Source organism: Pseudomonas sivasensis, from assembly GCF_052938085.1.
In genome coordinates this window covers 350,913-377,827 of the sequence record NZ_CP176442.1, presented here as the reverse complement: position 1 = coordinate 377,827, position 26,915 = coordinate 350,913, and the positions used below count along the sequence as shown (strand labels likewise).

The 26,915-nt window shown below is 60.7% G+C and carries 26 protein-coding genes; 18 read left to right on the top strand and 8 right to left on the bottom strand.

Annotated features, from left to right (window positions below):
• Positions 1-76: 76 nt before the first annotated feature.
• The gene (locus tag ACKZ62_RS01815) at positions 77-1,117 is read left to right on the top strand and encodes a threonine aldolase family protein (protein WP_032883981.1); all 1,041 of its coding nucleotides are present in this window, start codon (positions 77-79) and stop codon (positions 1,115-1,117) included.
• A 338-nt stretch (positions 1,118-1,455) separates the two neighbouring features.
• Here the strand turns inward: ACKZ62_RS01815 and gbcB are convergent, their stop codons facing one another.
• The gene (gene gbcB, locus ACKZ62_RS01810) at positions 1,456-2,556 is read right to left on the bottom strand and encodes a glycine betaine monooxygenase reductase subunit (RefSeq protein WP_032883983.1); all 1,101 of its coding nucleotides are present in this window, start codon (positions 2,554-2,556) and stop codon (positions 1,456-1,458) included.
• A 284-nt stretch (positions 2,557-2,840) separates the two neighbouring features.
• Between gbcB and gbcA the strand changes: the two genes are divergently transcribed.
• The 14 genes from gbcA (at position 2,841) to ACKZ62_RS01740 (ending at position 16,047) form a co-directional block, all read left to right on the top strand.
• Positions 2,841-4,136 (top strand): glycine betaine monooxygenase oxygenase subunit, encoded by a 1,296-nt coding sequence (gene gbcA, locus ACKZ62_RS01805; RefSeq protein ID WP_032883986.1) that lies wholly within the window; start codon positions 2,841-2,843, stop codon positions 4,134-4,136.
• Between the two features lie 812 nt (positions 4,137-4,948).
• Positions 4,949-5,443: a prepilin-type N-terminal cleavage/methylation domain-containing protein gene (locus tag ACKZ62_RS01800; RefSeq protein ID WP_032884512.1), complete on the top strand. Its 495-nt coding sequence runs from the start codon at positions 4,949-4,951 to the stop codon at positions 5,441-5,443.
• Entirely contained in the window at positions 5,418-5,798 is a 381-nt protein-coding gene (locus tag ACKZ62_RS01795; protein ID WP_032883989.1) for a type II secretion system protein, read from the top strand. Before ACKZ62_RS01800 ends, ACKZ62_RS01795 begins: the two co-directional genes overlap by 26 nt.
• Positions 5,785-6,291, top strand: a complete 507-nt coding sequence (locus tag ACKZ62_RS01790) for a type II secretion system protein (protein ID WP_178075193.1) — start codon at positions 5,785-5,787, stop codon at positions 6,289-6,291. The genes ACKZ62_RS01795 and ACKZ62_RS01790 overlap by 14 nt, the downstream gene beginning before the upstream one ends.
• 70 nt (positions 6,292-6,361) lie before the next feature.
• Positions 6,362-7,894: a lytic polysaccharide monooxygenase gene (locus ACKZ62_RS01785; RefSeq protein ID WP_447096261.1), complete on the top strand. Its 1,533-nt coding sequence runs from the start codon at positions 6,362-6,364 to the stop codon at positions 7,892-7,894.
• Positions 7,895-8,096: 202 nt separating this feature from the next.
• Positions 8,097-8,528, top strand: a complete 432-nt coding sequence (gene gspG, locus ACKZ62_RS01780; protein ID WP_095185080.1) for a type II secretion system major pseudopilin GspG — start codon at positions 8,097-8,099, stop codon at positions 8,526-8,528.
• 6 nt (positions 8,529-8,534) lie between these two features.
• Positions 8,535-8,999, top strand: coding sequence for a transglycosylase SLT domain-containing protein (locus tag ACKZ62_RS01775; protein WP_032883995.1), 465 nt, complete (start codon positions 8,535-8,537; stop codon positions 8,997-8,999).
• Positions 8,996-10,180, top strand: coding sequence for a type II secretion system F family protein (locus ACKZ62_RS01770; protein ID WP_447096260.1), 1,185 nt, complete (start codon positions 8,996-8,998; stop codon positions 10,178-10,180). The genes ACKZ62_RS01775 and ACKZ62_RS01770 overlap by 4 nt, the downstream gene beginning before the upstream one ends.
• Positions 10,181-10,184: 4 nt before the next feature.
• Positions 10,185-11,822 (top strand): GspE/PulE family protein, encoded by a 1,638-nt coding sequence (locus tag ACKZ62_RS01765; protein WP_447096259.1) that lies wholly within the window; start codon positions 10,185-10,187, stop codon positions 11,820-11,822.
• The gene (locus tag ACKZ62_RS01760; RefSeq protein ID WP_050442788.1) at positions 11,803-12,528 is read left to right on the top strand and encodes a hypothetical protein; all 726 of its coding nucleotides are present in this window, start codon (positions 11,803-11,805) and stop codon (positions 12,526-12,528) included. The genes ACKZ62_RS01765 and ACKZ62_RS01760 overlap by 20 nt, the downstream gene beginning before the upstream one ends.
• Positions 12,525-13,079: a hypothetical protein gene (locus ACKZ62_RS01755; RefSeq protein ID WP_095185084.1), complete on the top strand. Its 555-nt coding sequence runs from the start codon at positions 12,525-12,527 to the stop codon at positions 13,077-13,079. Before ACKZ62_RS01760 ends, ACKZ62_RS01755 begins: the two co-directional genes overlap by 4 nt.
• A gap of 5 nt (positions 13,080-13,084) precedes the next feature.
• Positions 13,085-13,621, top strand: coding sequence for a hypothetical protein (locus ACKZ62_RS01750; RefSeq protein WP_032884514.1), 537 nt, complete (start codon positions 13,085-13,087; stop codon positions 13,619-13,621).
• Positions 13,618-14,109, top strand: a complete 492-nt coding sequence (locus tag ACKZ62_RS01745) for a hypothetical protein (RefSeq protein WP_122754264.1) — start codon at positions 13,618-13,620, stop codon at positions 14,107-14,109. Before ACKZ62_RS01750 ends, ACKZ62_RS01745 begins: the two co-directional genes overlap by 4 nt.
• Before the next feature lie 18 nt (positions 14,110-14,127).
• Positions 14,128-16,047 (top strand): secretin GspD/PilQ domain-containing protein, encoded by a 1,920-nt coding sequence (locus ACKZ62_RS01740; protein WP_447096258.1) that lies wholly within the window; start codon positions 14,128-14,130, stop codon positions 16,045-16,047.
• 137 nt (positions 16,048-16,184) lie between these two features.
• Here ACKZ62_RS01740 and etfB read toward each other — a convergent pair whose 3' ends face one another.
• From etfB to ACKZ62_RS01710, 6 genes are all read right to left on the bottom strand, one after another.
• On the bottom strand, positions 16,185-16,955 hold the full coding sequence (gene etfB / locus ACKZ62_RS01735) for an electron transfer flavoprotein subunit beta (protein WP_447096257.1): 771 nt from the start codon (positions 16,953-16,955) through the stop codon (positions 16,185-16,187).
• Positions 16,956-16,965: 10 nt separating this feature from the next.
• Positions 16,966-18,186: an electron transfer flavoprotein subunit alpha gene (gene etfA, locus ACKZ62_RS01730; protein WP_095185087.1), complete on the bottom strand. Its 1,221-nt coding sequence runs from the start codon at positions 18,184-18,186 to the stop codon at positions 16,966-16,968.
• Positions 18,186-20,129, bottom strand: a complete 1,944-nt coding sequence (dgcB, locus tag ACKZ62_RS01725) for a dimethylglycine demethylation protein DgcB (RefSeq protein WP_447096256.1) — start codon at positions 20,127-20,129, stop codon at positions 18,186-18,188. Before dgcB ends, etfA begins: the two co-directional genes overlap by 1 nt.
• A 154-nt stretch (positions 20,130-20,283) precedes the next feature.
• Positions 20,284-22,344: a dimethylglycine demethylation protein DgcA gene (gene dgcA, locus ACKZ62_RS01720; protein ID WP_447096255.1), complete on the bottom strand. Its 2,061-nt coding sequence runs from the start codon at positions 22,342-22,344 to the stop codon at positions 20,284-20,286.
• 15 nt (positions 22,345-22,359) lie between these two features.
• Positions 22,360-22,890 (bottom strand): DUF5943 domain-containing protein, encoded by a 531-nt coding sequence (locus ACKZ62_RS01715; RefSeq protein ID WP_005792152.1) that lies wholly within the window; start codon positions 22,888-22,890, stop codon positions 22,360-22,362.
• Between the two features lie 77 nt (positions 22,891-22,967).
• Positions 22,968-23,945 (bottom strand): dipeptidase, encoded by a 978-nt coding sequence (locus ACKZ62_RS01710; protein ID WP_032884008.1) that lies wholly within the window; start codon positions 23,943-23,945, stop codon positions 22,968-22,970.
• Positions 23,946-24,164: 219 nt separating this feature from the next.
• Here ACKZ62_RS01710 and ACKZ62_RS01705 point away from each other — a divergent pair, with 219 nt between their 5' ends.
• From ACKZ62_RS01705 to ACKZ62_RS01695, 3 genes are read left to right on the top strand one after another with little or no spacing between them, the layout of a single operon-like run.
• Positions 24,165-24,566 (top strand): lysozyme inhibitor LprI family protein, encoded by a 402-nt coding sequence (locus tag ACKZ62_RS01705; RefSeq protein ID WP_032884009.1) that lies wholly within the window; start codon positions 24,165-24,167, stop codon positions 24,564-24,566.
• 40 nt (positions 24,567-24,606) lie between these two features.
• Complete coding sequence (locus ACKZ62_RS01700) at positions 24,607-25,089, top strand: hypothetical protein (protein ID WP_122754262.1); 483 nt, start codon at positions 24,607-24,609, stop codon at positions 25,087-25,089.
• A gap of 40 nt (positions 25,090-25,129) precedes the next feature.
• Positions 25,130-25,546, top strand: a complete 417-nt coding sequence (locus ACKZ62_RS01695) for a DUF3010 family protein (protein WP_447096254.1) — start codon at positions 25,130-25,132, stop codon at positions 25,544-25,546.
• A gap of 124 nt (positions 25,547-25,670) precedes the next feature.
• Here ACKZ62_RS01695 and ACKZ62_RS01690 read toward each other — a convergent pair whose 3' ends face one another.
• Positions 25,671-26,849 carry an AAA family ATPase gene (locus ACKZ62_RS01690; protein ID WP_447096253.1) on the bottom strand — a complete coding sequence of 393 codons (1,179 nt, stop codon included), beginning with the start codon at positions 26,847-26,849 and terminating at the stop codon, positions 25,671-25,673.
• Positions 26,850-26,915: the final 66 nt, after the last annotated feature.

Below are 26,915 nucleotides of genomic sequence, written 5' to 3'. Positions count from 1 at the left end.
TTTGCATTTACAGAGCGTGCGTACGCCCGACAATCTTGGTTAAAGTGCGCACCAACATCGACCACAGGAATGGGCCATGACCGACAAGAGCCAACAATTCGCCAGTGACAACTATTCGGGCATTTGCCCGGAAGCCTGGGCCGCCATGGAACAAGCCAACCAAGGCCATCAACGCGCCTATGGCGATGATGAATGGACCCACCGCGCCGCCGACGGTTTCCGCAACCTGTTCGAAACCGACTGCGAAGTGTTCTTCGCCTTCAACGGCACCGCCGCCAATTCACTGGCGCTGTCCTCCTTGTGCCAGAGCTACCATAGCGTGATTTGCTCGGAAACGGCCCACGTCGAAACCGACGAATGCGGCGCGCCAGAGTTTTTCTCCAACGGCTCCAAACTGCTCGTAGCCCGCACCGAAAACGGCAAGCTGACCCCGGAATCGATCCGCGAGATCGCGCTCAAACGCCAAGACATCCATTACCCCAAACCCCGCGTAGTCACCCTGACCCAAGCCACTGAAGTCGGCAGCGTGTACACCCCGGAAGAAATCCGCGCCATCAGCGCCACTTGCAAAGAACTGGGCCTGAACCTGCACATGGACGGCGCGCGCTTTTCCAACGCCTGCGCCTTCCTCGGCTGCTCGCCAGCAGACCTGACTTGGAAAGCCGGTGTGGACGTACTGTGCTTTGGCGGCACAAAGAACGGCATGGCCGTGGGGGAAGCGATCCTGTTCTTCAACCACAAGCTGGCCGAAGACTTCGACTACCGCTGCAAACAGGCCGGCCAGCTCGCGTCGAAAATGCGCTTCCTGTCGGCGCCATGGGTGGGGCTGCTGGAAAACGACGCCTGGCTCAAACATGCACGCCACGCCAACCACTGCGCACAACTGCTGAGCAGCCTGGTGGCGGATATTCCGGGCGTGGAATTGATGTTCCCGGTACAGGCCAACGGCGTATTCCTGCAACTCTCGGAACCAGCCATTGCCGCGTTGACCGCCAAGGGCTGGCGCTTCTACACCTTCATCGGTAAAGGCGGCGCGCGATTCATGTGCGCGTGGGATACCGAGGAAGAGCGCGTGCGCGAACTGGCCGCAGACATCCGCGAAGTCATGGGCGCCTGACAATGACTCACTGATATGCATAAAAAATGTGGGAGGGGGCTTGCTCCCGATGGCGGTGGGTCAGCTTGCACATGCAGTGGCTGACACTCTGCTATCGGGACCAAGCCCCCTCCCACATGTGGACTGTGTTGTGCCTGGAGGAAGAGCGTGCGCGAACTGGCCGCAGACATCCGCGAAGTCATGGGCGCCTGACAATCACTCACTGATGTACATAAAAAATGTGGGAGGGGGCTTGCTCCCGATGGCGGTGGGTCAGCCTGCACATGCAGTGACTGACACTCTGCTATCGGGAGCAAGCCCCCTCCCACATTTGGACTGTGTTGTGCCTGTTTGAGCAATCAGAACTCGATACGCACATCCCCTTTCGGCACGCTGCAGCACGACAGGATGTAACCGTCGGCTTCGTCTTCCTCGGTGATCCCGCCGTTGTGGTCCATCTCGACCTCCCCGCCCAGCTTCATCACCTTGCACGTTCCGCAAATGCCCATGCCGCAAGCTTTCGGGATCAACAGCCCAAGCTTGGCCGCCGCTGCGTGCACGGTTTCGCCCGGCGCCACGCGGATGCTCTTGCCTGACGAAATGAATTCCACCTGATGCAGGTCTGCCAAATCGATTTCCGGCGCGTCGGCCGCTTGTTCGGCTTGTTCCACCGCATCGGCACGAGCTTCCGGCGGCGTCGCACCGAAGGATTCCTCGTGATAGCGCGCCATGTCGAACCCGGCCACTTCCAGCAGGCGCTTGACCGCGTTCATGTACGGCGTCGGGCCGCAGCAGAACACTTCGCGCTCCAGGAAGTCGGGCACCATCAGTTCGAGCATCTTGTGGTTCAGGTAGCCCCGATAACCGGCCCAAGGCTCGCCCAGACCGTGCTTCTCACAAATCAGGTGCAGGCTGAAGTTATCGATCCGCGACGCCATGTGCTCCAGCTCGCGGTGGTAAATGATGTCTTTGGGCGAGCGCGCGCTGTGGATAAAGGTCATGTCGACATTGGCGTTGGTGTCGTAGAACCAACGCGCCATGGACATCACGGGAGTAATCCCCACACCGCCGCTGAGGTACAAGACTTTGGGGCTTGGGAAGTCGATGGCGTTGAACAACCCCACCGGTCCGTGTACCGCCAGCTCCTGACCTTCGTGCAGCGTGTCGTGCAGCCAGTTGGACACCTTGCCGCCCGGCACACGCTTGATGGTCACCGAGAAGCTGTAAGGCACCGAGGGCGAGCTCGAAATCGTGTACGAGCGCATGATCGGCTGGCCTTCGATTTCCAGCTCCAGGGTGACAAATTGCCCCGGCTTGAAAAAGAACAGGATCGGCTGGTCGGCCATGAAGCAAAAGGTGCGCACGTCCCAGGTTTCCTGGATGACTTTGACGCAACGGACGATGTGCCGACCATTGGCCCAGGTCTGGGTAGTTACTGGATTCAGGAAACTGTTGGACATGCTGATTCTCCACTGCCGATATTCGGCTTTATGGTGGCGATTCTGCGTAACGCGAGAACCACCCATTTACCTATCTGCGACATTCACATACTTATCGCGACCAGCCCCCAACGACAGGGGGTTGCGCGTCGGGATCAGATTGGGCCATGTCGCCCATGGATAAGGATCGTCGCAACGCCGGCCCCACACTCGCACCCAACAACTACGCTTTCTTTACGCCTTGCATAGCATCAACCGTAGCCACTATTCGCCGGCCACACAGAATGGCCATGAGGACACACACGATGGACGTCACCGCAACCTTAAGCTTGGGCGATCCGCTGGAACCCGCACGCAAGGCCACCGCGCAAATGCTGCAAGAGCGCGAGCGCACGTTTTCGCTGCCGCAGCCGTTCTACTCTGATGACCGGCTGTTTGATATCGACATGCAGGAGATTTTCCAGAAAGAGTGGTTGATCGCTGGCATGACCTGCGAAATTCCCGCCAAGGGTAACTACCTGACCCTGCAAATCGGCAAGAACCCGATCATCGTGATTCGTGGCGCCGAAGGCGTGGTGCATGCGTTCCACAACGTCTGCCGCCATCGTGGTTCGCGCCTGTGCACCAGTGACAAGGGCAAGGTCGCCAAACTGGTGTGTCACTACCACCAGTGGACTTATGAGCTGGACGGCCGCCTGCTGTTTGCCGGTACCGAAATGGGCGCCGACTTCGACATGAAGCAGTACGGTTTGAAGCCGGTGAACGTGAAGACCGCCGGTGGCTACATCTTCATCAGCCTGGCCGAGAACCCGCCGGCCATTGATGACTTCCTGTCGACCCTGAACCACTACATGGAACCGTACGACATGGAGAACACCAAGGTGGCGGTGCAAACCACCTTGATGGAAAAAGCCAACTGGAAGCTGGTGCTGGAAAACAACCGCGAGTGCTACCACTGCAACGCCTCGCACCCGGAACTGCTCAAGACCCTGCTGGAATGGGACGATGTCACCGACCCGCGCGCCGACCAGGCGTTCAAGGACCACGTGGCCGCCTCCGCAGCCGCTTGGGACGCGGAAAAAATTCCTTACGCCCACGCCAGCTTCGGCCTGCGCAACCGCATCGTGCGCATGCCGCTGCTCAAGGGCACTGTGTCGATGACGCTGGACGGCAAGCAAGGCTGCGCCAAACTGATGGGCCGCATCAAAAACCCCGATCTGGGCTCGATGCGCATCCTGCACCTGCCGCATTCCTGGAACCACTGCATGGGCGATCACATCATCGTGTTCACCGTGTGGCCAATCAGCGCCCAGGAAACCATGGTCACCACCAAGTGGATCGTGCACAAGGACGCCGTCGAAGGCGTGGACTACGACGTGGAGCGCATGCGCCAAGTGTGGGACGCCACCAACGACCAGGACCGTCGCTTGGCCGAAGAGAACCAGCGCGGGATCAACTCCACCGCTTACCAGCCAGGGCCGTACTCCAAGACCTATGAGTTCGGCGTGGTGAACTTTGTGGACTGGTACAGCGAGCGCCTGCTGAGCAATCTGGGCGCTGCACCGGCGCCTTACCTCAAAGGCGTGGCTGCACACGAATAACCGATACCCGCAGCTCAACAAGGTGGGAGGGGGACAAGCCCCCTCCCGCACTTGAACCTGCCACTGCTCAATATTTGATCAAATCTCTCGCAAGCCTCTGCCAGCGCGCCCTCCAGCCTTTACCCAACAACTTATCCACAAAGCCACCCACAGTAATTGTGGGCAACTGGCTTACTTGTCCAAAATTAACTGAAGAAAATCCGTGACTTATTCAACTCCACGGGTTTCACCCTACTTTGATCAATTTATGATCAATAGTCTGCAAGCCACGTAATACAAAGCCCACAGCGGTACGCAAACACCTTATCCACAGATCCGCCAACAGACTTTGGGGGCAACTCTGGCGACGCTGTGGAAAACCGCCTCAAACCTTCATAAACCGGGGCATCTACCGGTTTAGCGGAACAAAAAGGCCGAATTGATCAAAATACAACCAACTCACTGAGAGCCACTGTTTATATGGCCTGTAGCTGATAGCGAACATCTTATCCACAGAACCGCCAACAGAGTTTGGGGGCAAGTCGAGAATGGGCAGCGTCCTTATCCACATCAAAACGCCTGTAAAAACCGCCACTTAGCCTGGTTGTTTTTCGTACAGCGCGCTGTAGGCCTTGATTTACATGCTCTGTGGACAACCACAAACACCTTATCCACAGGCACGTGCACAGTGATTGTGGGTAACCACCGCTTATCGGCCAACTGTACAAAAAATACTCAGATTCAAAGTTCATCTACACTCACTTTTGCAGTTATATCCATTGGCCTGGGTTAATGCAGAAGTCCTTGGCGCGATAGAGGGAGATAGATCAGTGATAGGGCGGGGTCATTCCAGCCATCACTGCGCCAAAGGTTTTACGCTGATTGAATTACTACTGACGCTGGCCCTCCTGGCCACGCTTTCGACAGTGGCTTATCCGCTGACGGCGTTGATGGGTAAACGCGACAGGGAACTTGACCTGCAACGCTCGTTGCGGGAAATACGCCGTGGGATCGACGCCTACAAAGAGGCCAGCGACGACGGACGTATTGAAAAAAGTATCAGCGACAGCGGTTATCCACCCTCCCTCCAAGCATTAGTCGAGGGGGTCACGGACAAGACCGATCTCAAAGGCAAAAAACTCTTCTTCCTGCGCCGCATCCCCCGCGACCCCGTCTGCGAGTGTCCGGAACTGTTGCCCGCGCAAACCTGGCAACTGCGCAGTTACAAGAGCACCGCTGATAACCCACAAGAGGGGGAAGATGTATTCGACGTTTCGTCCCGCAGCACTCGGGAGAGTTTGAATGGAACGTCATACAGCCAGTGGTAATCGGGGTTTTACCCTGATCGAGTTGCTGGTGGTGATGGCTATCATCGCCACCCTCATGACCCTCGTGACGCCCCAGTATTTTCGCCAGCACGCCAAGGCCCAGGAAACCGTGCTGCGCCATAACCTGTCCTCCATCCGCCAGGCCCTGGACCAATACCGTGAAGACCACGGCAACAATCCCGAGTCCCTGCAAGCCCTGGTCGACCGGCGCTATTTGCGCGAAATCCCCATGGACCCGCTCACCGGCAAGCGCGACACCTGGCAACTGCAACCCTCCGACGAACAAGGCCTGGGCGACGTGCGCAGCGGTGCGCCCGGCAGCGCCCACGACGGGAGCGCCTATGCAGACTGGTAAACACAGCCAGGACGGCTCGGTGTTCATGGGCATGTTGGTGACAGTGGCCGTGGTGGCCGTGATGTTGATGGAAACAGGCACGCTGTGGTCCAGCGTGTTGCAGCGCGAGCGTGAGTTGGAACTGCTGGCGCGAGGCAATGAAATTCGGCGGGCGATCGGCCTGTACTACGCCGCCGGTAATACGTTCCCCAAGTCCCTCGAAGATTTGGTGCTGGACCGCCGCCAACCGACCATCAAGCGCTACCTGCGCCGGGTCTATGACGACCCGCTGACCGGCACCGCCGATTGGGGCGTGGTCCCGGGGCCGGGTGAAACGATCATGGGCGTGTTCAGCAACGCCAGCGGCACGCCGTTCAAGCAAAGCAACTTTGCGGTGATCAATCAGAGTTTTACAGGGCAAGGCAGTTATCAAGGGTGGGTGTTTCTGTACGGCCCTGGACAGAGTAACCCTCCAATCCCCAGCGCTCCCCGTGGAGACCAGCCCAACCAATGATGCCCTTGCACACACACTGATCGTTCCAGCCGTTCGGAACTTTTCTATCTGAATTGAGGCGGACTACAACATGAATAACCTACAGCGCTACACAAGGAACTTGATTAACTGGGTGCTCGCACTGGCAATTCTGATGCCGGCGCTGGCGATAGCCCATGGCGGCGTGGATACCCCCATCGCACGACAGATCCACTGCAGAATGCTTCCGGACTTTTGGTCAGGTAGCAAAAGTGACGCGGGGTGCGCAGCACTGGACGAAATAAGTGGGAGGTATCCAGGTCAACAATGGAATGAAGTCGCGCATTTGATCCGGGCGCCCGGTTATGAGGACCTGGAGACCGTCAAGCGAGAAGTGCCGGACGGCAAACTGTGCTCGGCAGCCGACAGCGAAAAAGACGGCCTGAACCTGGTGGGGAACGACTCGCCGCCGAAGGCGAAATGGGATTGGCACCGCACCGACGTGACGCCCGAAAACGGCAAAATGGACGTGCGCATCATCGGCACGGCGCCCCACGTGCCCAGCTTTGCGCGGGTGTTCCTGACCAAACCAGGCGTTGACCCAACCCGCGCCCCCTTGACCTGGAATGACTTGACCCTTATCCACACCGAGCAATTCACGGTCGCGCAAACCAACTGGGGCAACAAGCCACCGGCTATTTCGGCCTCGGGATACTTCAAAATGTCAGTTCCGGTTCCGGCACAGCAGTCCGGCAAGGCGACGCTCTTCGTGCAATGGCAGCGCATAGATCCGGCCGGGGAAGGGTTCTACAACTGCAGCGACATTAACATCGTCGGGGGCGGTATTCCGGAGCGCTGGCGCGAGCTTGGCCAGTTCATCGACGCCGTCATGGGCGCCCTCAAACCCGGTGACGCCGTGCGCTTCCGCATCCTCGACAACACCCCGCGAGCCCAGGAGGTCGTCGATATAACCCTGCCCATCACGGCAGCCAATCTGGACGCGAAAATCTGGGGCCAACAACTGGCCAGTCAGATCAATGCGAGCATCGCCAAAGTCGGGGAAAAGCACGGTAACGACATTGCGTTCAACTCAGCCGACCCAAGCGCCAACTCAGTGTTCGTCCAGAACGAGGGTTACTCCAAGGCGATGTCCATCATTCCGGGTGGGGAAACGCCTGTTAACCCAGCGCCACCGGTTGCCCGTATTACCGGCCCCACTTCGTTGAAGTCCGGACAGGCATTTACCTTCAGTGGCACGGGCTCGACCGGTAGCAACGGGCAACTGCTCTACCAATGGGCGGTGCCTGGGATGACCGGGGCGCAGAACGCCGCCAACGTCAGCGGTACTGCCTACACCGTCACAGAGGCGACCCCGTTCAAGGCACGCCTGAATGTGCGCGACCAGCAAAACGGCAAGACCAGCCAGGCGGAGTTCGACTTCACGGTGACTCCGGACAGCGGCGGCGGAGAGTATCCGGCCTACGTAGAGGGCACACCGTACAAAGCCGGGGACATCGTGAGCAACGCTGGCGGTAACTACCGCTGCAGACCGTTTCCGAACAGCGGCTGGTGCGCTGGTGCCGCATGGGCTTATGCACCGGAAACCGGCGAAGCATGGCGCGACGCTTGGGAAAAGGTGGAATAAGCCGACGCGCATATTCATTAACTCGATAACCCCAAGAGCCAAACGTTATAGGGCGCCTCACGGCGCCTTATATCGACGAACGCTACAGTTGTAGAGGTGTAATTCGAATAGCGATGCAGTACTACCGGCGGTGCCCGCTCAAACGCGGGCCGGGAGATGGCTACACAACCGCCGTGCCTTGGCACTCCCACAGGGTATCTCCATGTACAGTCGCGCCTTTTTCCGCACCCGCTCCTGCGGTTTCACCTTGCTTGAGCTGCTGGTAGTCCTGCTGATCATCGCCCTGCTCGCCAGCTACGTCGGGCCGAAGATGTTTGATCGATTGGAACTGGCCAAGGTGCAAACAGCCCAGGGGCAGATGAAGTCCCTTGCCGATGCCTTGCATCAGTACCGCTTGGACAATGGCACCTACCCCGACGAAACACTCGGCCTGAATGCGCTCACGACGCGCCCCGCCAACGCGAACAATTGGCAGGGGCCGTACCTCAAGTCACTGCCGCCAGACCCATGGGGCAACCCTTACCTCTTCAAGAACCCCGGCACTGCGCCCAACGACGCAGAGATCATCTGCCTGGGCCGAGACGGCAAAGCCGGCGGTGAGAACACCTACGCCGACATCGTCTACGGGCTGTGACCCACCATGCGCCGCCTGCCGCTTGCCTTAACCCTGTTGTGCTGCATGGGCGTCGCCCAGGCCAACTGCTGGCAGTTGGCGGCGAGCCGTTACCACGTTGACCCGCTTCTGCTGTACGCCATCGCCAAGGTCGAGTCCGGCCTCAACCCACACGCGCGTAACGTCAACAGTGACGGCAGCCAGGACATCGGCCTGATGCAAATCAACAGCCGTCACTTGCCTGCGCTCGCGCAATGGGGCATCACCGAACAACACCTGATTACCCAGCCCTGCACCAGCGTGATGGTCGGCGCGTGGATCCTCGCCGGGTTTATCCGCGAACAGGGCTATGGCTGGCAGGCAGTCGGCGCCTACAACGCCGGGGCCAAGTCGGATCGCCAGGCGCAGCGCTCGCGCTACGCCCGGGCGGTGTGGCGCTACTACGGTGAGTTACTGCAACAACGCCAACAACTGGCGAGGCAGGCACCATGATCGACGTCGACGCACGCATCATCCGCGACGGCCATTTGCAGTCCCTGCAACTGCACGCCGTGGACCTCTCCCAGGCGCGCCGGCAACTGCAGGCCGAGGGTGTGCAAGTCATCTCGCTCAAAGCCCGCCGCCAACTCAAACTGCCGAGTCGCCGCAACACGTTCGCCCTTGGCCTGTTTATCCAGGAACTGGTGGTGCTGCTGGACGCCGGACTGGTGCTGGTGGAAGCGGTGGAAACCCTGCGCGACAAGGCGCCGCCGGGCGTCAACCGACAGGTCATGAGCGATCTGCTCGCCTCCATGTATGAAGGCAACTCACTGTCCAAGGCGATGCAGCTCAAGCCACAGACGTTTCCTTCGCTGTTGATCGCCACCGTGGCGTCCTCCGAGCACAGCGGCCAATTGGCCGTGGCTCTGCGCCGCTACCATCATTTCGAAGCGCATTTGGAAACCGTCAAAAAGCGCGTCAGCGGCGCCCTGATGTACCCCTTGGTGGTGCTCAGCGTGGGCGCGTTGATCCTGCTGTTTCTGCTGTTTTTCGTGATCCCGCGCTTCGCCTCGGTATTCGATGCGGTCACCGACCTGCCAGCCACCGCGCGCTTCATGGTGTGGTGGGGCGCGCTGGTGGACGCCCATAGCCTGGAGATGCTGGTCGGCCTGGTACTGGTCATCGCCGCACTGGTGCTGATGTTTCGCAGCGCCGGGTTCAAGCGTCGCGCAGCGGGCCTGTTCTGGAAAATCCCCAGCCTGGGAGCCCAGCGCACGCTGTTTGTGCTCGCGCGGTTTTATCGCACCGCAGGCATGTTGCTGATGGGCGGAATGCCGGTGGTCACGGCGGTGGAATTGTCCGGCGCGCTACTGCCCGTGGAACGCCAAGGCGCCTTGCGCCAAGCCATGACCGATATCCAGGCCGGACAACCCCTCTCTACCGCCCTCGCCCGCCATCAACTGACCACCGCCGTCGCCGAACGCCTATTGCGGGTGGGCGAGCAAAGCGGCGAATTGGCGGCCATGTGTGAGCGCATCGCGCAATTTCACGATGAGGCACTGGAGCGCGCCATTGAGCTGTTCAGCAAGGTGTTCGAGCCACTGTTGATGCTGGTGGTGGGCGGGCTGATCGGCTTGATCGTGTTCATGCTGTACATGCCGATTTTCGAACTGGCGGGTTCCATTCAGGGGTAACGCGATGAGTGAGCAGACACTGCAATGGCAAGCGCTTGCGGCACAACGAGGCATCCCCTTGTCCGATTACCTGCGGGAGGTCCTGGAAAAAGCACCCGACCAATTAAGCACTATCGCCCAGCCCCTCGGCCTGCTTGCCATCGCCCCGCAAACCCTCAGCGAGAACTGGCGTTTTGATCTGCTGGCATTGCCTCAGGCACTGATCCATAACGCGCTGCCTGTGGATAACCACGGTGAGCCCTGCCTGGTACTGGGCGACCCGTTCACCCTGGCCAGCCGACACTGGTTGCAGTCCTCCAAAACCTTGCGCCAATTACCCCTCGCCATGAGCCTGCCCGGCGCGGTGAAAGCTCAATTGACCCTGGCCGAAGCCAGCCAACGGGTCATGCAACCCTTCGGCAGCGACGATGAAAGCGCCCGTGTCAGCCAGACCGCCCAGGAAATTTCCCTGAGCAGCATCGCCCGCGACGACAACCCAGTGGTGCGCCTGGTCAACTCCATGTTGTTCGATGCGCTGCAAAGCCGCGCCAGTGACATCCATGTGGAAACCACGCCCCAGGGCCTGGTGATCAAATACCGTATCGACGGCGTGTTGCAGCAGATGGGCCAGGCCAGCGGCCTGGACATGGCCGAGCAGGCACTGTCGCGGATCAAGGTGCTGTCGGAGCTGGATATCGGCGAGCGGCGGGTGCCCCAGGACGGACGCTTCAAGATGAAGATCCAGGGCCGCGAGGTGGATTTTCGTGTGTCGATCATGCCCAGCATCCACGGCGAAGATGCGGTGCTGCGGATTCTCGACAAGTCCCAGCGCGGCGAATCCCTGAGCCTGGAAACCCTTGGCCTGAGCGCCGACACCATCGCGCGCATCCGCGTATTGGCCAGCGAACCCTATGGCATGTTGCTGGTGACCGGCCCCACCGGCAGCGGCAAATCCACCACGCTGTACGCCGCCCTGTCGGAGACCAATACCGGCGAGAAAAAGATCATCACCATCGAAGACCCGGTGGAATACGAACTGCCCGGCGTGCTGCAAATTCCGGTCAACGACAAGAAGGGCCTGACCTTCGCCCGTGGCCTGCGCTCGATCCTGCGCCACGACCCGGACACGATTCTGGTGGGGGAAATCCGCGACGGCGAAACCGCCGGCATCGCGGTGCAGGCGGCGCTGACCGGGCACCTGGTGCTGTCGTCGGTGCACGCCAACAGCGCGTTCAGTGTGCTGGAGCGCTTTACCTATATGGACGTGGACCCGGCCAGTTTTGTCGAAGCCCTCAACGGCGTGGTCGCCCAGCGCCTGGTGCGGCGCATCTGCCCGGACTGCGGCGTCGACGCCGAGCCCGACCCCGATATTGTCCGCCTCGCCCAACTGCCTGACGCCCAACTCAGACAGGGCCACTACCGTGTGGGCACAGGCTGCGAGACCTGCCGCCACACCGGCTATCGCGGCCGGCTCGCCCTGGCCGAAGTGCTGACGCTGACCGACAGCATCAAGGAGGGCCTGCTCAACCGCAATTCGGCCTCCAGCCTGCGTGAACTGGCGCGTGAAGCCGGCCACGTATTTATCCGCGATATCGCCCTGGCCCATGCCGCCCAGGGCGATACCACGCTCAAGGAGATCCACCGTGTCATTTCCCTTTATTGAGCACGTGGTGTGGCTGCACAGCACCGGTGCCGAGTGGGCCGCGCGCCCGCGCTGGCGCGGTGCGCCGGTGTGGCGCGCGCAACATGAAGGCGTGCCCTTGGCCGCCTGCGCCGAGCTGTTGGAACAGGCGCCGCGCGGCCGCGTAGGGTTCCTGGACCGCGCCACGGTGCTGCTGGGATTTCCCCATGTGCATTACCTGATGCTGGGGTGGCAAACCGGGTTGTACAGCGCAGACGATTGGCAAGGATTCGCCGAGGCCACGTTCAGCCAACAAGCCGGCATCGACCCTGAGCAGTGGCAGATACACGTGGCGGACAGCGCCTTCGGCCATGAACGCCTGGCGGTCGCGATGCATCGGGAGCTGCTGCACGACCTGCGTGAGCTATTCAAGCTGCGTCGCCTGCCGCTGGTGACGTGTATGCCATTGCTGACAGCGGTGGCGCAGCGGTATTGGCGGCACTTACCGGCCGACTGTGTGCTGGTGGTGCCCGAAACCGAAAGCCTCAGTTGCCTCTATCGACAACAGGGTGTGATCGATCAGGTCTGCGTCATACCCACCCCACGCGGCAGCACCTTGAGCGACAACCTGTTCACCGCCGACCTGCTGGTGGAGCGGCATGCCGCTGCCACCTTGGTAGTCACCAACACTCCGGCGGAAAACCGGTTGGGTCCGGTGCACCCCTGGCTGGAGGAGTCGTCTGTATGAAATCCAGGCTCGCGACTGTCTGGCAGCACCTGCGTACGCCTCAAGGGCCACACGTGGATTTCCTACGCGCCAGCGCCACCCGCCGGCCGTGGGTGACTGTCCTATGGCTGGGCGCGGCCGCCCTGCTGTTCAACACCTGGCAGCACTGGCAACGCATGGAGCAACAGCAACAACAGACCGACGCATTGGAGCAGCACTTCATCCAGCTGACTCGCCGTCAGGAGCAGTTGATCCAGGCCGCCATTCGCCTGTCGCCCACGCAAAAACAGCAGCTGTCCACCTTCGCCCAACAAAAGGCCACCCCCTTCGCACTGATGGATGCCGTGGCTCAGGCCTGGTCCCGAGACATCGCCTTGACCCGCGTCGAGATCAACACACAGGCCCAACTGATTCATCTGGACCTGGAAGCCAAAGTGCTGGGCGACGCCTTTCGATTTGCCGAGCGACTCAAGGCGCAACCCGGTGTACAGGTGAACCTGCAACAAAGCGCCCGCAAGGCCAACGACCCGCAACACCCGGTGCAGGTCAAACTCACCGTTGGCGCGGGGTAATGCCCATGCATGCCCTTACTCGCCACCTGCCGCGCCTGCGCTGGCAACTGACCCAGTGGCAACAGCGCCTGGGATTTTGGGGCCTGCTGGCGGTGGGGGCCATGATGGCGGCGCTGGTGATCGAAGTGACGGTGATCTACCCGGCAGGCATCAGCGACAACCTGCGCCGCCAGGAACTGCAGGCCGGCATCGATGAACAGCCTCAGGATGTGCAAGTCACCGAACCGGCGGTGGTCGAGCGCCTACCCAGCGCGCAGGACTTTGCCCCCCGCCTGGAAACGCTGCTGGGTGTGCTCAGCCGCTACGGCTTTGCCATCGAACAGACCACGCTGGCCTACTCCGCGCCCGGCGACACAGGGCTGCAACGGCTGGACGTGGAGATCCCGCTCTCCGGCCCCTACGCCTTATTGCGCAATGCCCTGGTCGACCTCTCGAACGAGCCCGCCGTGCGCATCGAGCGCGTGACCCTGGAACGCAAAGACATCAGCAGCGGCATGCTGGACATCAACCTCAAGGTCAGTGTGCTGGGGGTGGTGGAATGAAGCTGCCACTGTATTTGCGCGTGCTCCTGTTATTGACCCTGATCAGCTGTGGCTGGCTGTTCTGGCAGGACACGGTGGACAGCCCTGCCCCTGCATCGTCACCCGTGACGACCACGCCGCAGATCAAACCCACAGCGCCAGCGTCACCCTCCGCGCCAGCCTTGGCTGAGACGGTCGACCTGTTCCCCACCCAAACCTGGACACCTGCGCCGCCACCCATTCCAGTCGACACCGCACCGCCCAAACCACCTGCGCTGCCCTTCAGCGTGAGCGCGCAGTGGCGTTATGAGAACCAATCGAAAATCGTCGTGCTGCGCGGTAACGATCGCCAATACACGCTGTGCAACCGCTGCTCGGTGCCGGGGCGCATCGTGCCCGGCAAGATGCTCGACTCGCACTACCGACTGGACAAGCTGACCGACACGACCGTGGTGCTGACCTACATGCCGCTCAAGCATGTCAGCACCTTGCGGCTTGACACTCACTGACCAGGACGGGACACGATCATGGCGATACGTACATGGATTTACTTGAGCCTGACCCTGGCTCTGCTCAGCGCGTGCCAGACCCAACGCGCAATCAAAGAGAGCGATGAGTTGCGCCAAAAGGGCGACATCATCCGCTCGGTGGAAGTGCTGCAAGCCGAAGCCAAACAAGACCCGGACGACGTGCAACTGCGCACCGCCAATTTCAGCAAACTGGAGTTGCTGGTGGCCCAGTACAGCCGCGAGGCCAGTACCGCACTGATGCGTGGTGACGACGCGGCCGCCATCCGCGCCCTGGAAACCATCCTCAAATACGACCCCAGCAACCTCGGCGCACGCCAGGAAATCCAGAGCATCCAGGCGATGAAACAACTGCGCCCACAACTGGCGCAGGCCTACGAAATGAAACGCGCAAACCCAGTGGAGGCGCTCAACCTGGTGCGCCGGATCATCGCGCAAAAGCCCAACTACCGAGAGGCCCTGGACTTTCGCAATGCCCTGACCCGCGAGCTGGTCAGCGCCGACTACCTCAGCGCCGACCTTTCCGAGGCCATGCGCAAACCCCTGAGCCTGGAGTTCAGCGCCCAGAGCCTGACCACGATTTTCGAGACTATCGCGCGACTCTCGGGGGTCAACTTCGTCATCGACAAAGACGTCAATCCCAGCGCCTCGGCAAGCATGACCGCCAGCAGAACCACCGCCGAAGATGCGCTGAACCTGCTGCTGACCACCCAAGGGCTGGACAAGAAAATCCTCAACGCCAACACCATCCTGGTTTACCCCCGCCGCCCGGACAAAGAACGTGAATACCGTGAGTTGGCCGTCCGCACCTTCTACCTCAGCCATGGCGACCCCAAGGTCATCGCCGCCGAGATCAAGCAGGTGCTCAAGCCCAAGGAGGTGTTGGTAGACGAGCGCCTGAATGCGGTGATTGTGCGCGATGGGCTGGACACCCTCAGCGCCGTGGAAAAACTGGTGGAGGCCATCGACATTGCGCAGTCGGAAGTGACCATCGATATCCAGGTGCTGGAGGTCAGCCTGACCGACGAATTGAACCTGGGCATCCAGTACCCGGAAGGTATCGGCTTGTCGGTAGGCAACCTGGCCAACGTGCCCGCCGGGCTCGCAGGTATCCCCATCAGCGCGCTTCGCGGCATCAACGGTGACAACATCCTGCTGGATTCGGGCAGCACATCGGCGCGTATCAATATGCTGCAGCGCAGCGGCAACACCGTGACCCTGGCCAACCCCAGGGTGCGGGTGCGCAATCGTGAAGAAGCCCAGGTGAATATCGGCGACAAGATCCCGGTGGTGACCACCACCACCGCCAACCAGATCACCACCTCATCGGTGTCTTATCAGGACGTGGGGCTGCAGATCACCGTCAAGCCCAATATCAGCCTGAGCGATGAGGTGAACCTGGAGCTGAACGTGGAAATGAGCCACATCACCAAGCGCATTCCCGGCTCGGAAAACGTGCCAGCCACCTTCGAACTGGGTTCACGTTCCACCAAGACCCTGCTGACCGCGCGCAACAACGAAACCCAGATCGTCTCGGGGCTGATACGCACCTCGGATATCGACGAAGGCTCGGGGCTGCCGTGGTTGAGCCAGATCCCGTGGATCGGCAAGAAGCTGTTCGGCACTAACCAGAACACGCAGCAGAAAACCGAGATCATCCTGCTGCTGACGCCGAGGATCGAACGCAACCTCGACCTGCCGATTTCCCAGATCAGCACCTTTCACAGCGGCACCGAAGCGCGCAGCTCAACCCAGGGCATGATCCTGCGCGACACCACCGACAAAATGATCCTCAAGCCGATGGGCGGCGACCCTACACAGGCCCTGCCACCGCCGATGCAACAGCCGGATGCCACCTGGCAGCCGCTGCCGCCACCGCTGCCGGAGCTGGTGCCGAAACCCGCGCCAGCCGCCCCTTAACCTCAGACCCTAATGGAGATAAAAATGTGGGAGGGGGCTTGCCCCCGATGGCGGTGGATCAGTTCAGTACATCTGTGACTGACACAGCGCTATCGGGGGCAAGCCCCCTCCCACATTGGTCTTGCAGTGTTGGTGGGTTAGCGCACGACGCCTTCTTCTATGAGCAACTTGAGAATGGCTTGGGCGCCTTCCTCGGCGCTGACACCTTTGAGCACTTGCCCACCGCCACCACTGGCCTTGGCCGTAGCGGCTTTCATGCGGTCGGCGCCGCTTTTGGCTTTGATCACCTTGAGGCGTTTGGGACGAGGCTTGGCTGGTTGCAGCACCGCGCTTGTGAATAACTCATCGGCTTCAACTTCAACCTCATGGGCTGCCAACTCACCGCGTTGTGCCGGGCCATAGGCGCTCTGCCGAGGCTTGGGCGCGGCGTTATCCACAGTCGCCAAAAACGGCAAGCGCACCTTCAAGCGCCGCCGCTGCCCACGCGGCAAGGCTTGCAGCACATGAGCAACGCCGCCTTCGATGGACTCCACCTGAGCCAACCCGACAACCAGCGGCCAGCCCAATTGCTCGGCCAGCAGAAACGGCAGCATGCCCGAGCCTTCACCGGTTTCGGCCTGGCTGCCGGTGAGTACCACCTGGGCGCCTGCCTCGCGCAGATAATCACTGAGTACCGGCAAGGCATCGGCACCCTCCGGTTGTTCGAGTACATGCAGTTGCGGCAAGCCCATGCCCAAGTAGCTGCGCAAGGTGGGTTCGGCGATATTGCCCGCGTGCAGCACCTGCAACTTATCCCCAGCCATTTGCAGGCCGAGTTCAACGGCTCGCGCATCCTGCTCTGCCCGGCGCGGGCGCCCGGAGGTGGGGTGTGCGCCGATGGACACCAGGCTGATTACATTCGTGGTCATAGTCATGTCCTCAAGCCGCATCGCGCTTGGCGCCGTTGCGGTAGGCCTCGACCGCATCGATCAAGGCTTGCAGTATCGCGGCGCTTTCGCCGATCACCGACAGGTCGGCACGCTTGATCATGTCGCAACCCGGATCGAGGTTGATCGCCACCACCTTGTCGCAGGCACCGATGCCTTGCAGGTGCTGGATCGCCCCGGAAATCCCCACGGCCACATACACCCGTGCGGTGACCCAGGTGCCGCTGGCGCCGACCTGGCGATCGCGGGCCATAAAGCCGTCGTCCACGGCCACACGCGACGCGCCTTCGGTGGCGCCCAGGGCAGCAGCGGTCTGGTGGAACAGGTTCCAATCCTTCACGCCGTTGCCGCCAGAGAAAATAAACTCGGCCTCGGCCATGGGGATCGCCGCCGGGTCCACTGCCACCGCGCCGAGGTCTTCGATGCGCGGCAGGCTGCGTGCCAGGGTTGTGGATAACTCCACGGGCAAGACTTCATGACGTGTGTCGCTGACCGGATCGGCACATTCGACGGCGGCGAGGATCAGGCGCGGCAGTGGCCGCGCCAGGTCTTCCTGGCCAGCGCCGGCGCGGCCGATGCACTCGTCGCCCTTGATCTGCCACACCCGCGTGGCCGGGCGCTCCTTGAGGCTCGCGGCAAACCGCCGACCCAGCTCACCACCGCCGCTGCGGCTGTCGGGCAGCAACCAATGGCGTGGGTTGAACTGGTTATCCACAGCCCGCAAACCCTGCACGCGTTGTTCTGGTGAATAACCGTCGAATTCGTGGCCGTCCAGCACCAGCAGACGGTCGACACCGGCCGTGGCGAACGCGTTTTCCTTATGCTCGCCAAACACCACCGCCAACACCGCACCGTCGCTGCCGGCAAGTTGCCGAGCCAGGCCGAGCAGGTCGCGGTCGTGGCTGCTCAAGCGGCCGCCGACCATGTCCGGCACCACGTTGATATAGAACGCCGGCGCAGGCACCTGATGCAGCGGCAACTGCACTTCAATCGCCGCCGTACGCTTGGTCACGCCACCCTGCTGGGCGCCGCTGCGGTCGATGCGCTTGATGCCGTTAGGGCCGATAAAACCGACGCCATGTACGTTTTTGCGGATAACGCCGTTCGGCCCCATCCAGCTGTGTTGTACCGGCTGCATCGCCGCATGCAACGGGTGCAGGCGGTTACGGGCGATCCATTCGGCCCGTGGGTCGCGGCGGATAATGTCGCTCATCAGTGCACCTCCGCAGGTTCACGTTTGATGGGAGCTTTGGCTGGCGATGCCTCGTCAAGCAACGCATCGGCCACCAGCTCGGCGATATCCTTGATCAACGGACGCGGCTCGACCACACCTTCAAGCATCGCAGTGCATTGTGGACAGCCCACCGCCACCAGCTCGGCGCCGGTTTCGCGGATGTCGTCCATGCGCATGTCGGGGATACGTTGCTTGCCGGGGATGTCGGTGATCGGCGCGCCGCCGCCACCGCCGCAGCAACGCGAGCGGAAGCCCGAACGTTGCATCTCCTTGACCTCAATCCCCAGCGCCCGCAGCACCTCGCGCGGCGCCTCGTATTCGCCGTTATAGCGGCCCAGGTAACAAGGGTCGTGGTAGGTCACGCTGTTGCCTTTGTGCTGGCCCAGGTTCAGCGCGCCCTCGCCGATCAGCTCGGCCATGAAAGTGCTGTGGTGCTGTACGCGGTAGTTGCCGTTGAAGGCGCCGTACTCGTTTTTCAGCACATGGAAACTGTGCGGATCGCAGGTGACGATACGCTTGAAGCTGTACTTGGCCAGGGTCTGGATATTGCGCGTAGCCAGCAGTTGGAACGTCGCTTCATCGCCCAGGCGACGGGCAACGTCGCCACTGTCGCGCTCTTCCAGGCCGAGCACGGCGAAGTCGACCTTGGCGGCTTTAAGCACTTTGACGAACGCACGCAAGGTGCGTTGGTTGCGCATGTCGAAGGCGCCATCACCGACCCAGAACAGCACGTCAACGCTGCTTTTGTCGCTGAGCAACGGCAGGTTCAAATCCGCCGCCCAGTTCAGGCGACCGCCCGGTGCGAAACCGCCGGGGTTGTCGGTGGCGATCAGGTTTTCCAGGACTTCGGCGCCTTTGTTCGGCGTGGCGCCTTTTTCCAGGGTGAGGTGGCGGCGCATGTCGACGATGGCGTCCACGTGCTCGATCATCATCGGGCACTCTTCCACGCAGGCGCGGCAGGTGGTGCAGGACCACAGGGTTTCGGCGTCCACCAGGCCGTTGACGATCGGTTGATGCGGATTGCCGCTGTGTTCGCCAATGGCTTTGCCTGGGTATGGGCTGCCGGCGAATTTGGCATCGGTGCCGCCGGCCAGGCCGACCACCATGTCCTGAATCAGCTTTTTCGGGTTCAACGGCTGGCCGGCGGCAAAGGCCGGGCACGCCGCTTCGCACTTGCCGCACTGCACGCAGGCGTCGAAGCCGAGCAGTTGGTTCCAGGTGAAATCCTTGGGTTTCTCCACGCCCAACGGCGCGGATTTATCACTGAGGTCCAGCGGCTTCAAACCGGTGGAACGACCACCGCCAAAGCGTTCGGCGCGACGGTGCCAGGCCAGGTGCAGGGCACCGGCGAAGGCGTGTTTCATCGGGCCGCCCCAGGTCATGCCAAAGAACATTTCGGACACGCCCCACAGCACACCCACACTCAAGAGCGCAGCCAGCAACCAACCGCCGAAGTCCGCCGGCAGAATCCCGGCCACGGGCAAGGTCACCAGGAAAAAGCTCACCGAGAACGCCATCAGGCTTTTCGGCAGGCGCATCCATGGGCCTTTGGACAGGCGTGCCGGCGGGTTGCGCCGACGCAGGTAAACGAAGGTGGCGCCGACAAACATCAACACCGAGGCCAGCAGCAAGGCGTAGCCGAGGATACGGTTTTGCAGGCCGAAGCCATGCACCAGAATCGCCAGCAGTGCCGACAGCACAAAGCCCAGGGCCGTGGCGACGTGGGTGTTGGCGATGTATTTGTCGCGGGCGACCACGTGGTGCAAGTCGACCATGTAGCGCTTGGGCATGGCCAGCAGGCCGCCCAGCAGGTCGACTTTGGACGCGCGGCCACGGCGCCACATGTTCACCCGGCGCAGGGCGCCGAGGACGGCAAGGCCCAAGGCGGCGAACAAGAGAATAGGCAGCAAGGTGTTCAACATGGTGAAGCTCCCACAGACCACACAAATCTAATGCGAAACTGACCCGAATGTGGGAGGGGGCTTGCCCCCGATGGCGGACTGTCAGTCGGTACAGTTGTCGCTGACCCACCGCTATCGGGGGCAAGCCCCCTCCCACATTTTTGGCCCTGTGGTTTCAGAAATCCTTGCACAGGCGCAGGGCGTCATAGATGGCAGCGTGGGTATTTCGCTGTGCCACACAGTCACCGATGCGGAACAGCAAGTACCCCTCGCCCGTCTCGCTCAGGCAAGGCTGCGGCTTGATCGCGAACAGGGCTTCAACGTCAATCTGACCCTTGTTGCGCGAACCTTCCTTGAGCCCGTAGTAGATGGCTTCGTCCGGACGCACGCCGTTCTCGACCACCACCTGGTCCACCACCCGCTCTTCTTTGGCGCCGGTGTATTCGTTCTCCAGCACCGCCACCAGCTTGTCGCCTTCGCGGTAGACCTTTTCCAGCATCATGTCGCCGGTCATGATCACTTCTTTCGGGTACATGCTGCGGTAGTAGGTCGGGAACGACGTACCGCCAATCGCCACGCCCGGCTTGATGTCGTCGGTGACGATTTCCACCTGGCTGCCTTTGTCCGCCAGGAAGTCCGCCACCGACATGCCGGTGAATTCGCAGATGGTGTCGTAGACCAGCACGTTCTTGCCCGGCGCGACTTTGCCGTCGAGCACGTCCCAGCTGCTCACCACCAGGCCTTCGGCCGCGCCCCAATGTTCGTTCTGCTCGATGTTCGGATGCCCGCCGACCGCCAGCACCACCACGTCTGGACGCAGGTCCAGGATGGTCTCGGCATCGGCCGCCACGCCCAGGCGCAGGTCGACTTTCAAGCGCGCCAGTTCCAGTTGGAACCAGCGCGTGATCCCCGCGATCTGGTCGCGTTGCGGAGCCTTGGAAGCAGTGGTGATTTGCCCGCCAATAAATTCTTTCTTCTCGAACAGGGTTACCTCGTGGCCACGTTCGGCTGCAACACGCGCAGCTTCCATCCCGGCCGGGCCGGCGCCGACTACGACGACCTTGCGTTTCGGTCCGGTGGATTTCTCGATGATGTGCGGCACGCCCATGTATTCACGGGACGTCGCGGCGTTCTGGATGCACAGCACATCCAGGCCCTGGTACTGGCGGTCGATGCAATAGTTGGCGCCGACGCACTGTTTGATCTGGTCGATCTGGCCCATCTTGATCTTGGCGATCAAGTGCGGGTCAGCGATGTGTGCACGGGTCATGCCGACCATGTCCACATAGCCGCCTTCAAGGATGCGCGTGGCCTGGTTCGGGTCCTTGATGTTCTGCGCGTGCAGCACTGGAACCTTGACCACTTCCTTGATACCGGCCGCCAGGTGCAGGAACGGCTCCGGCGGGTAGCTCATGTTCGGGATTACGTTGGCCAGGGTGTTGTGGGTGTCGCAACCCGAGCCGACGACGCCGATGAAATCGAGCATGCCGGTGTCGTCGTAATACTTGGCGATCTGCTTCATGTCCTCGTGGGACAGGCCGTCCGGGTGGAACTCGTCACCGCACAGGCGCATGCCCACGCAGAAGTCATCACCGACTTCCGCGCGCACGGCTTTCAACACTTCCAGGCCGAACTTCATGCGGCCTTCGAAGGTGCCGCCCCATTCGTCGGTACGCTTGTTGACCCGCGGGCTCCAGAACTGGTCGATCATGTGCTGGTGCACTGCCGACAGTTCCACACCGTCGAGGCCACCGGCCTTGGCACGCTTGGCAGCACTGGCGTAGTTGCCGATCACGCGCCAGATCTCTTCCGGCTCGATGGTCTTGCAGGTCGCGCGGTGCACCGGCTCACGTACACCGGACGGCGACATCAGGGTCGGCCAGTTAAAGCCGTCCCAACGCGAGCGACGGCCCATGTGGGTAATCTGGATCATGATTTTGGCGCCATGCTTGTGCATGGCGTCCGCCAGGTTCTGGAAGTGCGGGATGATGCGGTCGGTGGACAGGTTCACCGAACTCCACCATTCCTGGGGGCTGTCGATGGCGACCACCGAGGAACCGCCGCAGATCGCCAGGCCAATACCGCCCTTGGCTTTCTCTTCGTAGTACTTCACATAGCGATCGGTGGTCATGCCGCCGTCGGTGGCATACACCTCGGCGTGGGCGGTACTGAGCACGCGGTTGCGGATGGTCAGTTTGCCGATCTGGATCGGCTGGAACATTGCTTCGAAAGCCATGGCACGGTCCTCGGCTTACAACGGCTTGACGGTGAACAAGCCGTCATCGTGGCCCTCTTCGGAGCCTCCGTAGACTTGTTCGGCCACAGTGCGGATCTTGCTGCCACGGGCCTCAAGAATCTGGTCCATCGCGCCGGCAAACCAGCCGGTGAACATGTAGTCCACTTTGCGCCCGACCTTGCCGTACACGTAGACAAACGCCGAATGTTCGAGCTTGACGCTGGCGGTGCCTTTATCCAGGTCGATGTCCTGGATTTTGAACAGGCCCCAGCCGCGTTGCGACAGGCGCTTCATGTAGTGTTCAAACACCGCGACGCCTTCCAGGCCGTGGCATTCAGCTTCTTTCTCACACCAGTGCCAGGCGGATTTGTAGCCGGCCTTGTAGAGGATTTCGGCGTAGGCGTCAGCGCCCAGGACTTCTTCGATGCCCATGTGGTTGTTGACGAAGAAATGGCGCGGCACGTATAGCATCGGCAGGGCGTCGGAGGTCCATACACCGGTTTCGCTGTCGACTTCGATAGGCAATTGAGGGGCGATCTTGGCCATGGAAACTTAACTCCAGAAAATTCGTTTGGATGCCCTCGGCGCCGGATGGCCGAGGGTAAAGAAGTGTCAGCGGTGGCTTATTCGCCCCAGACGTCCTTGAGCACGTTGACCCAGTTCTCGCCCATGATCTTGCGCACCACGCGCTCGCTGTGGCCGCGCTTGAGCAGGGTTTCGGTGAGGTTGGGGAACTCGCCCACGGTGCGGATGCCCAGCGGGTTGATGATCTTGCCGAAGCTGGTCAGGCGGCGGGCGTAACCCTTGTCATGGGTCAGCATTTCGAAGAAATCCTGGCCATGGCCCTGGGTGAAGTCGGTGCCGATGCCAATGGCGTCTTCGCCGACGATGTTCATGGTGTATTCGATGGCTTCGGCGTAGTCGTCGATGGTCGAATCGATGCCCTTGGCGAGGAACGGCGCGAACATGGTCACGCCGACAAAGCCGCCGTGGTCGGCGATGAACTTCAGCTCTGCATCGGACTTGTTGCGCGGGTGCTCTTTAAGGCCGGAAGGCAAGCAGTGGGAGTAGCACACCGGCTTTTTCGATTCGAGGATGACTTCTTCGGAGGTTTTGGAGCCGACGTGGGACAGGTCGCACATGATGCCGACGCGGTTCATCTCGCCGACGATCTCGCGCCCGAAGCCCGACAGGCCGCCGTCACGCTCGTAGCAACCGGTGCCGACCAGGTTCTGGGTGTTGTAGCACATCTGCACCACACCAACGCCGAGCTGCTTGAAGATCTCGACGTAGCCGAGTTGGTCTTCAAACGCGTGGGCATTCTGGAAGCCGAAAATGATGCCGGTCTTACCCAGTTCCTTGGCGCGACGGATGTCGGCGGTGGTTTTCACCGGGATCACCAGGTCACTGTTCTCGCGGATCAGGGTCTGGCTCGCGACGATGTTATTGATGGTGGCCTGAAACCCTTCCCACACCGACACGGTGCAGTTGGCGGCGGTGAGGCCACCTTTGCGCATGTCCTCGAACAGGTCGCGGTTCCACTTGGCAATAATCAGCCCGTCGATAACGATGCTGTCGGCGTGCAATTCGGCTGGGCTCATCAGGCGTCCCCTTATTGGCGATTCATGCGCCGAATCGTCTGCCGGCGCTTTGGGGCCAGCATATGCCCAGGGGCAACCTGAGCCGGGTGCAAAAACGACAGGGGAATTGCCGAAAGCGTCAATCCGCGACAAAGGCCTACATGACAGCTCTGACTGGCGACTGTTCTTTGTCTTACGCTTGAGCCAGAATTCCCGCATCACCTGATATGAGACGGCGCAATGAAATCGATTTTCCTGGCTTTGGCACTCATCGCAACCGGCGTCCACGCGGCTGAAGACACCGACAGCACGCCGTGCGATGGCATCGAAAACGACAAGCAAACCCTGGAATGCGCCACTTACAACAAAACCACCGCCGAACAATTGTTGAAAGACAACTATCAGGGCCTGCTGGAACGCATGGGTTCTACCTATGGCAGCGACAAGACCAAGCTCGCCGACATTACCGCTCGTCTGAAGGACGCCCAGCAGAAGTGGGAAAAACTACGTGACGCCGATTGCGCGGTGGACACCTTCCCGGCAGTGACCGGCACCAAAGCCTATGCGATTGCGCAAAATGACTGCCTGGCGCGGATGAGTGATGAGCGGTCGGAGTTTTTGGAGTCGATTGGGCAGGAATGAGTAGGTCTGAATCGTTAAAAACAATTGAAAAGGACGTCACATGTACTACCCACGCGAAGCGCAACGAGACTTCCTGTTCACGCGCGCCACGTTGCTGTTTTTCGCCATGCTGGCATTGGCGCTGATGCTGTTTTTGTCCAAAGACCGGGGCGCACCCTATGCGCTGATCAAAGCGGCGCCCGTAGAGACCATCGGGCAAATCATTCAACTTGAAAGCATCGGCCCACGGGACTCAAGCACCAATGTGTACTATGCGTTCGATCATGAAGGCCAGCGCGTAGAAGGCATGGTGAACAACAGCAGCTACGTCGAAGACCGTGGCTACAAGGTTGGCGGTCCGGTCGAGGTGGTGTATTCAAAATGGTTCCCGACGGTGCATAGCATTAAGGCGAACCTGAAATCGAGCTCACCTAACTTCTACATCATGAGCGTCAGCGCCGGCTTGATGATTGTGTGCCTTATCCTGATGTTCTGGACGATCCACCAGATTTATCAGCATAAAGAGGAAGACAGGCATTACTGATACCGGCTACCCAGTCCTCCTCTTCTAAATAGGCTATTGAATGACAATTTGCGGCATCGAAATCAAAGGCAGCGAAGCCATCATCGCTGTCGCCTCCCTGGACAACCAGGCGCTGAGCCACGTCGCCCTGGCTACCAAGAAAATCGCCCTTGAAGACGATGATGAAGCGGCCAACGTCAAAGCCTTTGCCGCCCAGGTGAAGGCCTTCGTGCAGGCCAACGCCGTCACTCACATCGCGATCAAGAAACGCAGCAAAAAAGGCGAATTCGCCGGTGGCCCGACCACGTTCAAGATTGAAGGGGTGTTTCAACTGCTGGAGGGGGTTGAGGTGACGTTGCTGTCGCCGCAGACCATCAATGCGCAGAACAAGAAGCACACCTTTGAACTGCCGGCGACGTTGAACAAGTATCAGCATGAGGCCTTCAAGACCGCGTGCTCCGCCCTGCTGAAGAAATAAGCCACGCCGAAATCCACTGTGGGAGGGGGCTTGCTCCCGATGGTGGTGGATCAGCTTGCTCATGCATTGGCTGACCTACCGCTATCGGGAGCAAGCCCCCTCCCACACTGGGTCTGTGGTGTTTTCAGTGGGGTGTATGGCGCTTGTGCCGCAGCCAGTCGCCGAACGTTTTGTCCTCCAGGGCATAACCTCCCCGGCTCGACTTCCACACCAGCTCCTTATCGCGCAACGCATCGATACAGGCCTGAATGGTCTGGGTGCCCGGCACCACGTCGCTGCCCATGTCCTCCAGCGCCTTGCTGACCGCTATCAGTGTGCTGTCGGTAAACGGCGCAAAAGGTTCGTTGTTGTGTGAGCGCTCCACCATCACCTCCAACACCGCACGCTGCGGGATCGTCAGGGCGTTCCAGGCGCTTTCGAACTCGGTCCATACACCCGCGCGCAGCAGTTCGGCGCGGCTGTGCAGCAGTTCGCCCAGATTGCTGGCCTCGCCCAACTCCAACGCCACTTCGCCGATGATCGTGCGCAGCATTTCGGGACGACGACCGACCAACTCGAAGGCTTCGTCGATATCCGCAGCGTTGAATTGATTGTCTTGGGCCAAGTGCGCATTGAGGTGCACGGTGTAGGCCTGGGTGAACTCTTTGCCCAGCAACGGAAACGGCGTAATGCTGGAGCCGAAAAACGGTTGGCTTTTGCCCAGCACCAAATGGGCCAGTTTGTCGCGATTGGAGCCCGTGAACACGAGATGCAATCCGCTGCCCTCCTCGTCACGGCCCTGGTTGAGTTGGTCCCGGGCAGCTTTGAGCGCGAACATCGCGTTGATACCCGAATCGCTGGTCAATGCGTGCTGCGCTTCGTCTATCACCAGCACGACGGTTTTTTGCGCAACGCTGTGGAGCAACTCCAAGGCTTGGGTCAACGTGGCGCCGACCGGCAATTGCGGCTTGCTGAAATCCCAAGACAGGGTACGCAGAAAGCTGAGCTTCTCGATCCCGATATTCTTGGCCAGCTTACGAATGCCCTTTTCATAGGGAACCAGCGCAGCGGCTATGGCGCTGGCGATCAACTCGGCGGGGTCCTTTTCCTTGTCGGCCCACAAATCCACGTACACGGTCAGCCATCCCCGAAGCTGACACTCCGGGATCAGGTCTTCGCGTAAAAAAGTACTCTTACCGGTGCGGCGCGGCGCTGCGAGAAACAGGCCGGAAGTGAAATCCTGAATACCGGCCCCCACAAGACCATCGGCAATGCTGCGCGCCAGGACTGGGCGGCGGAACACGAAACCGCTGTTCTTGGACATGGTTTTATACTCAATTATTGAAAGGACTATAAATTATAGCTACGAGTATAATTGACTATAATTGCC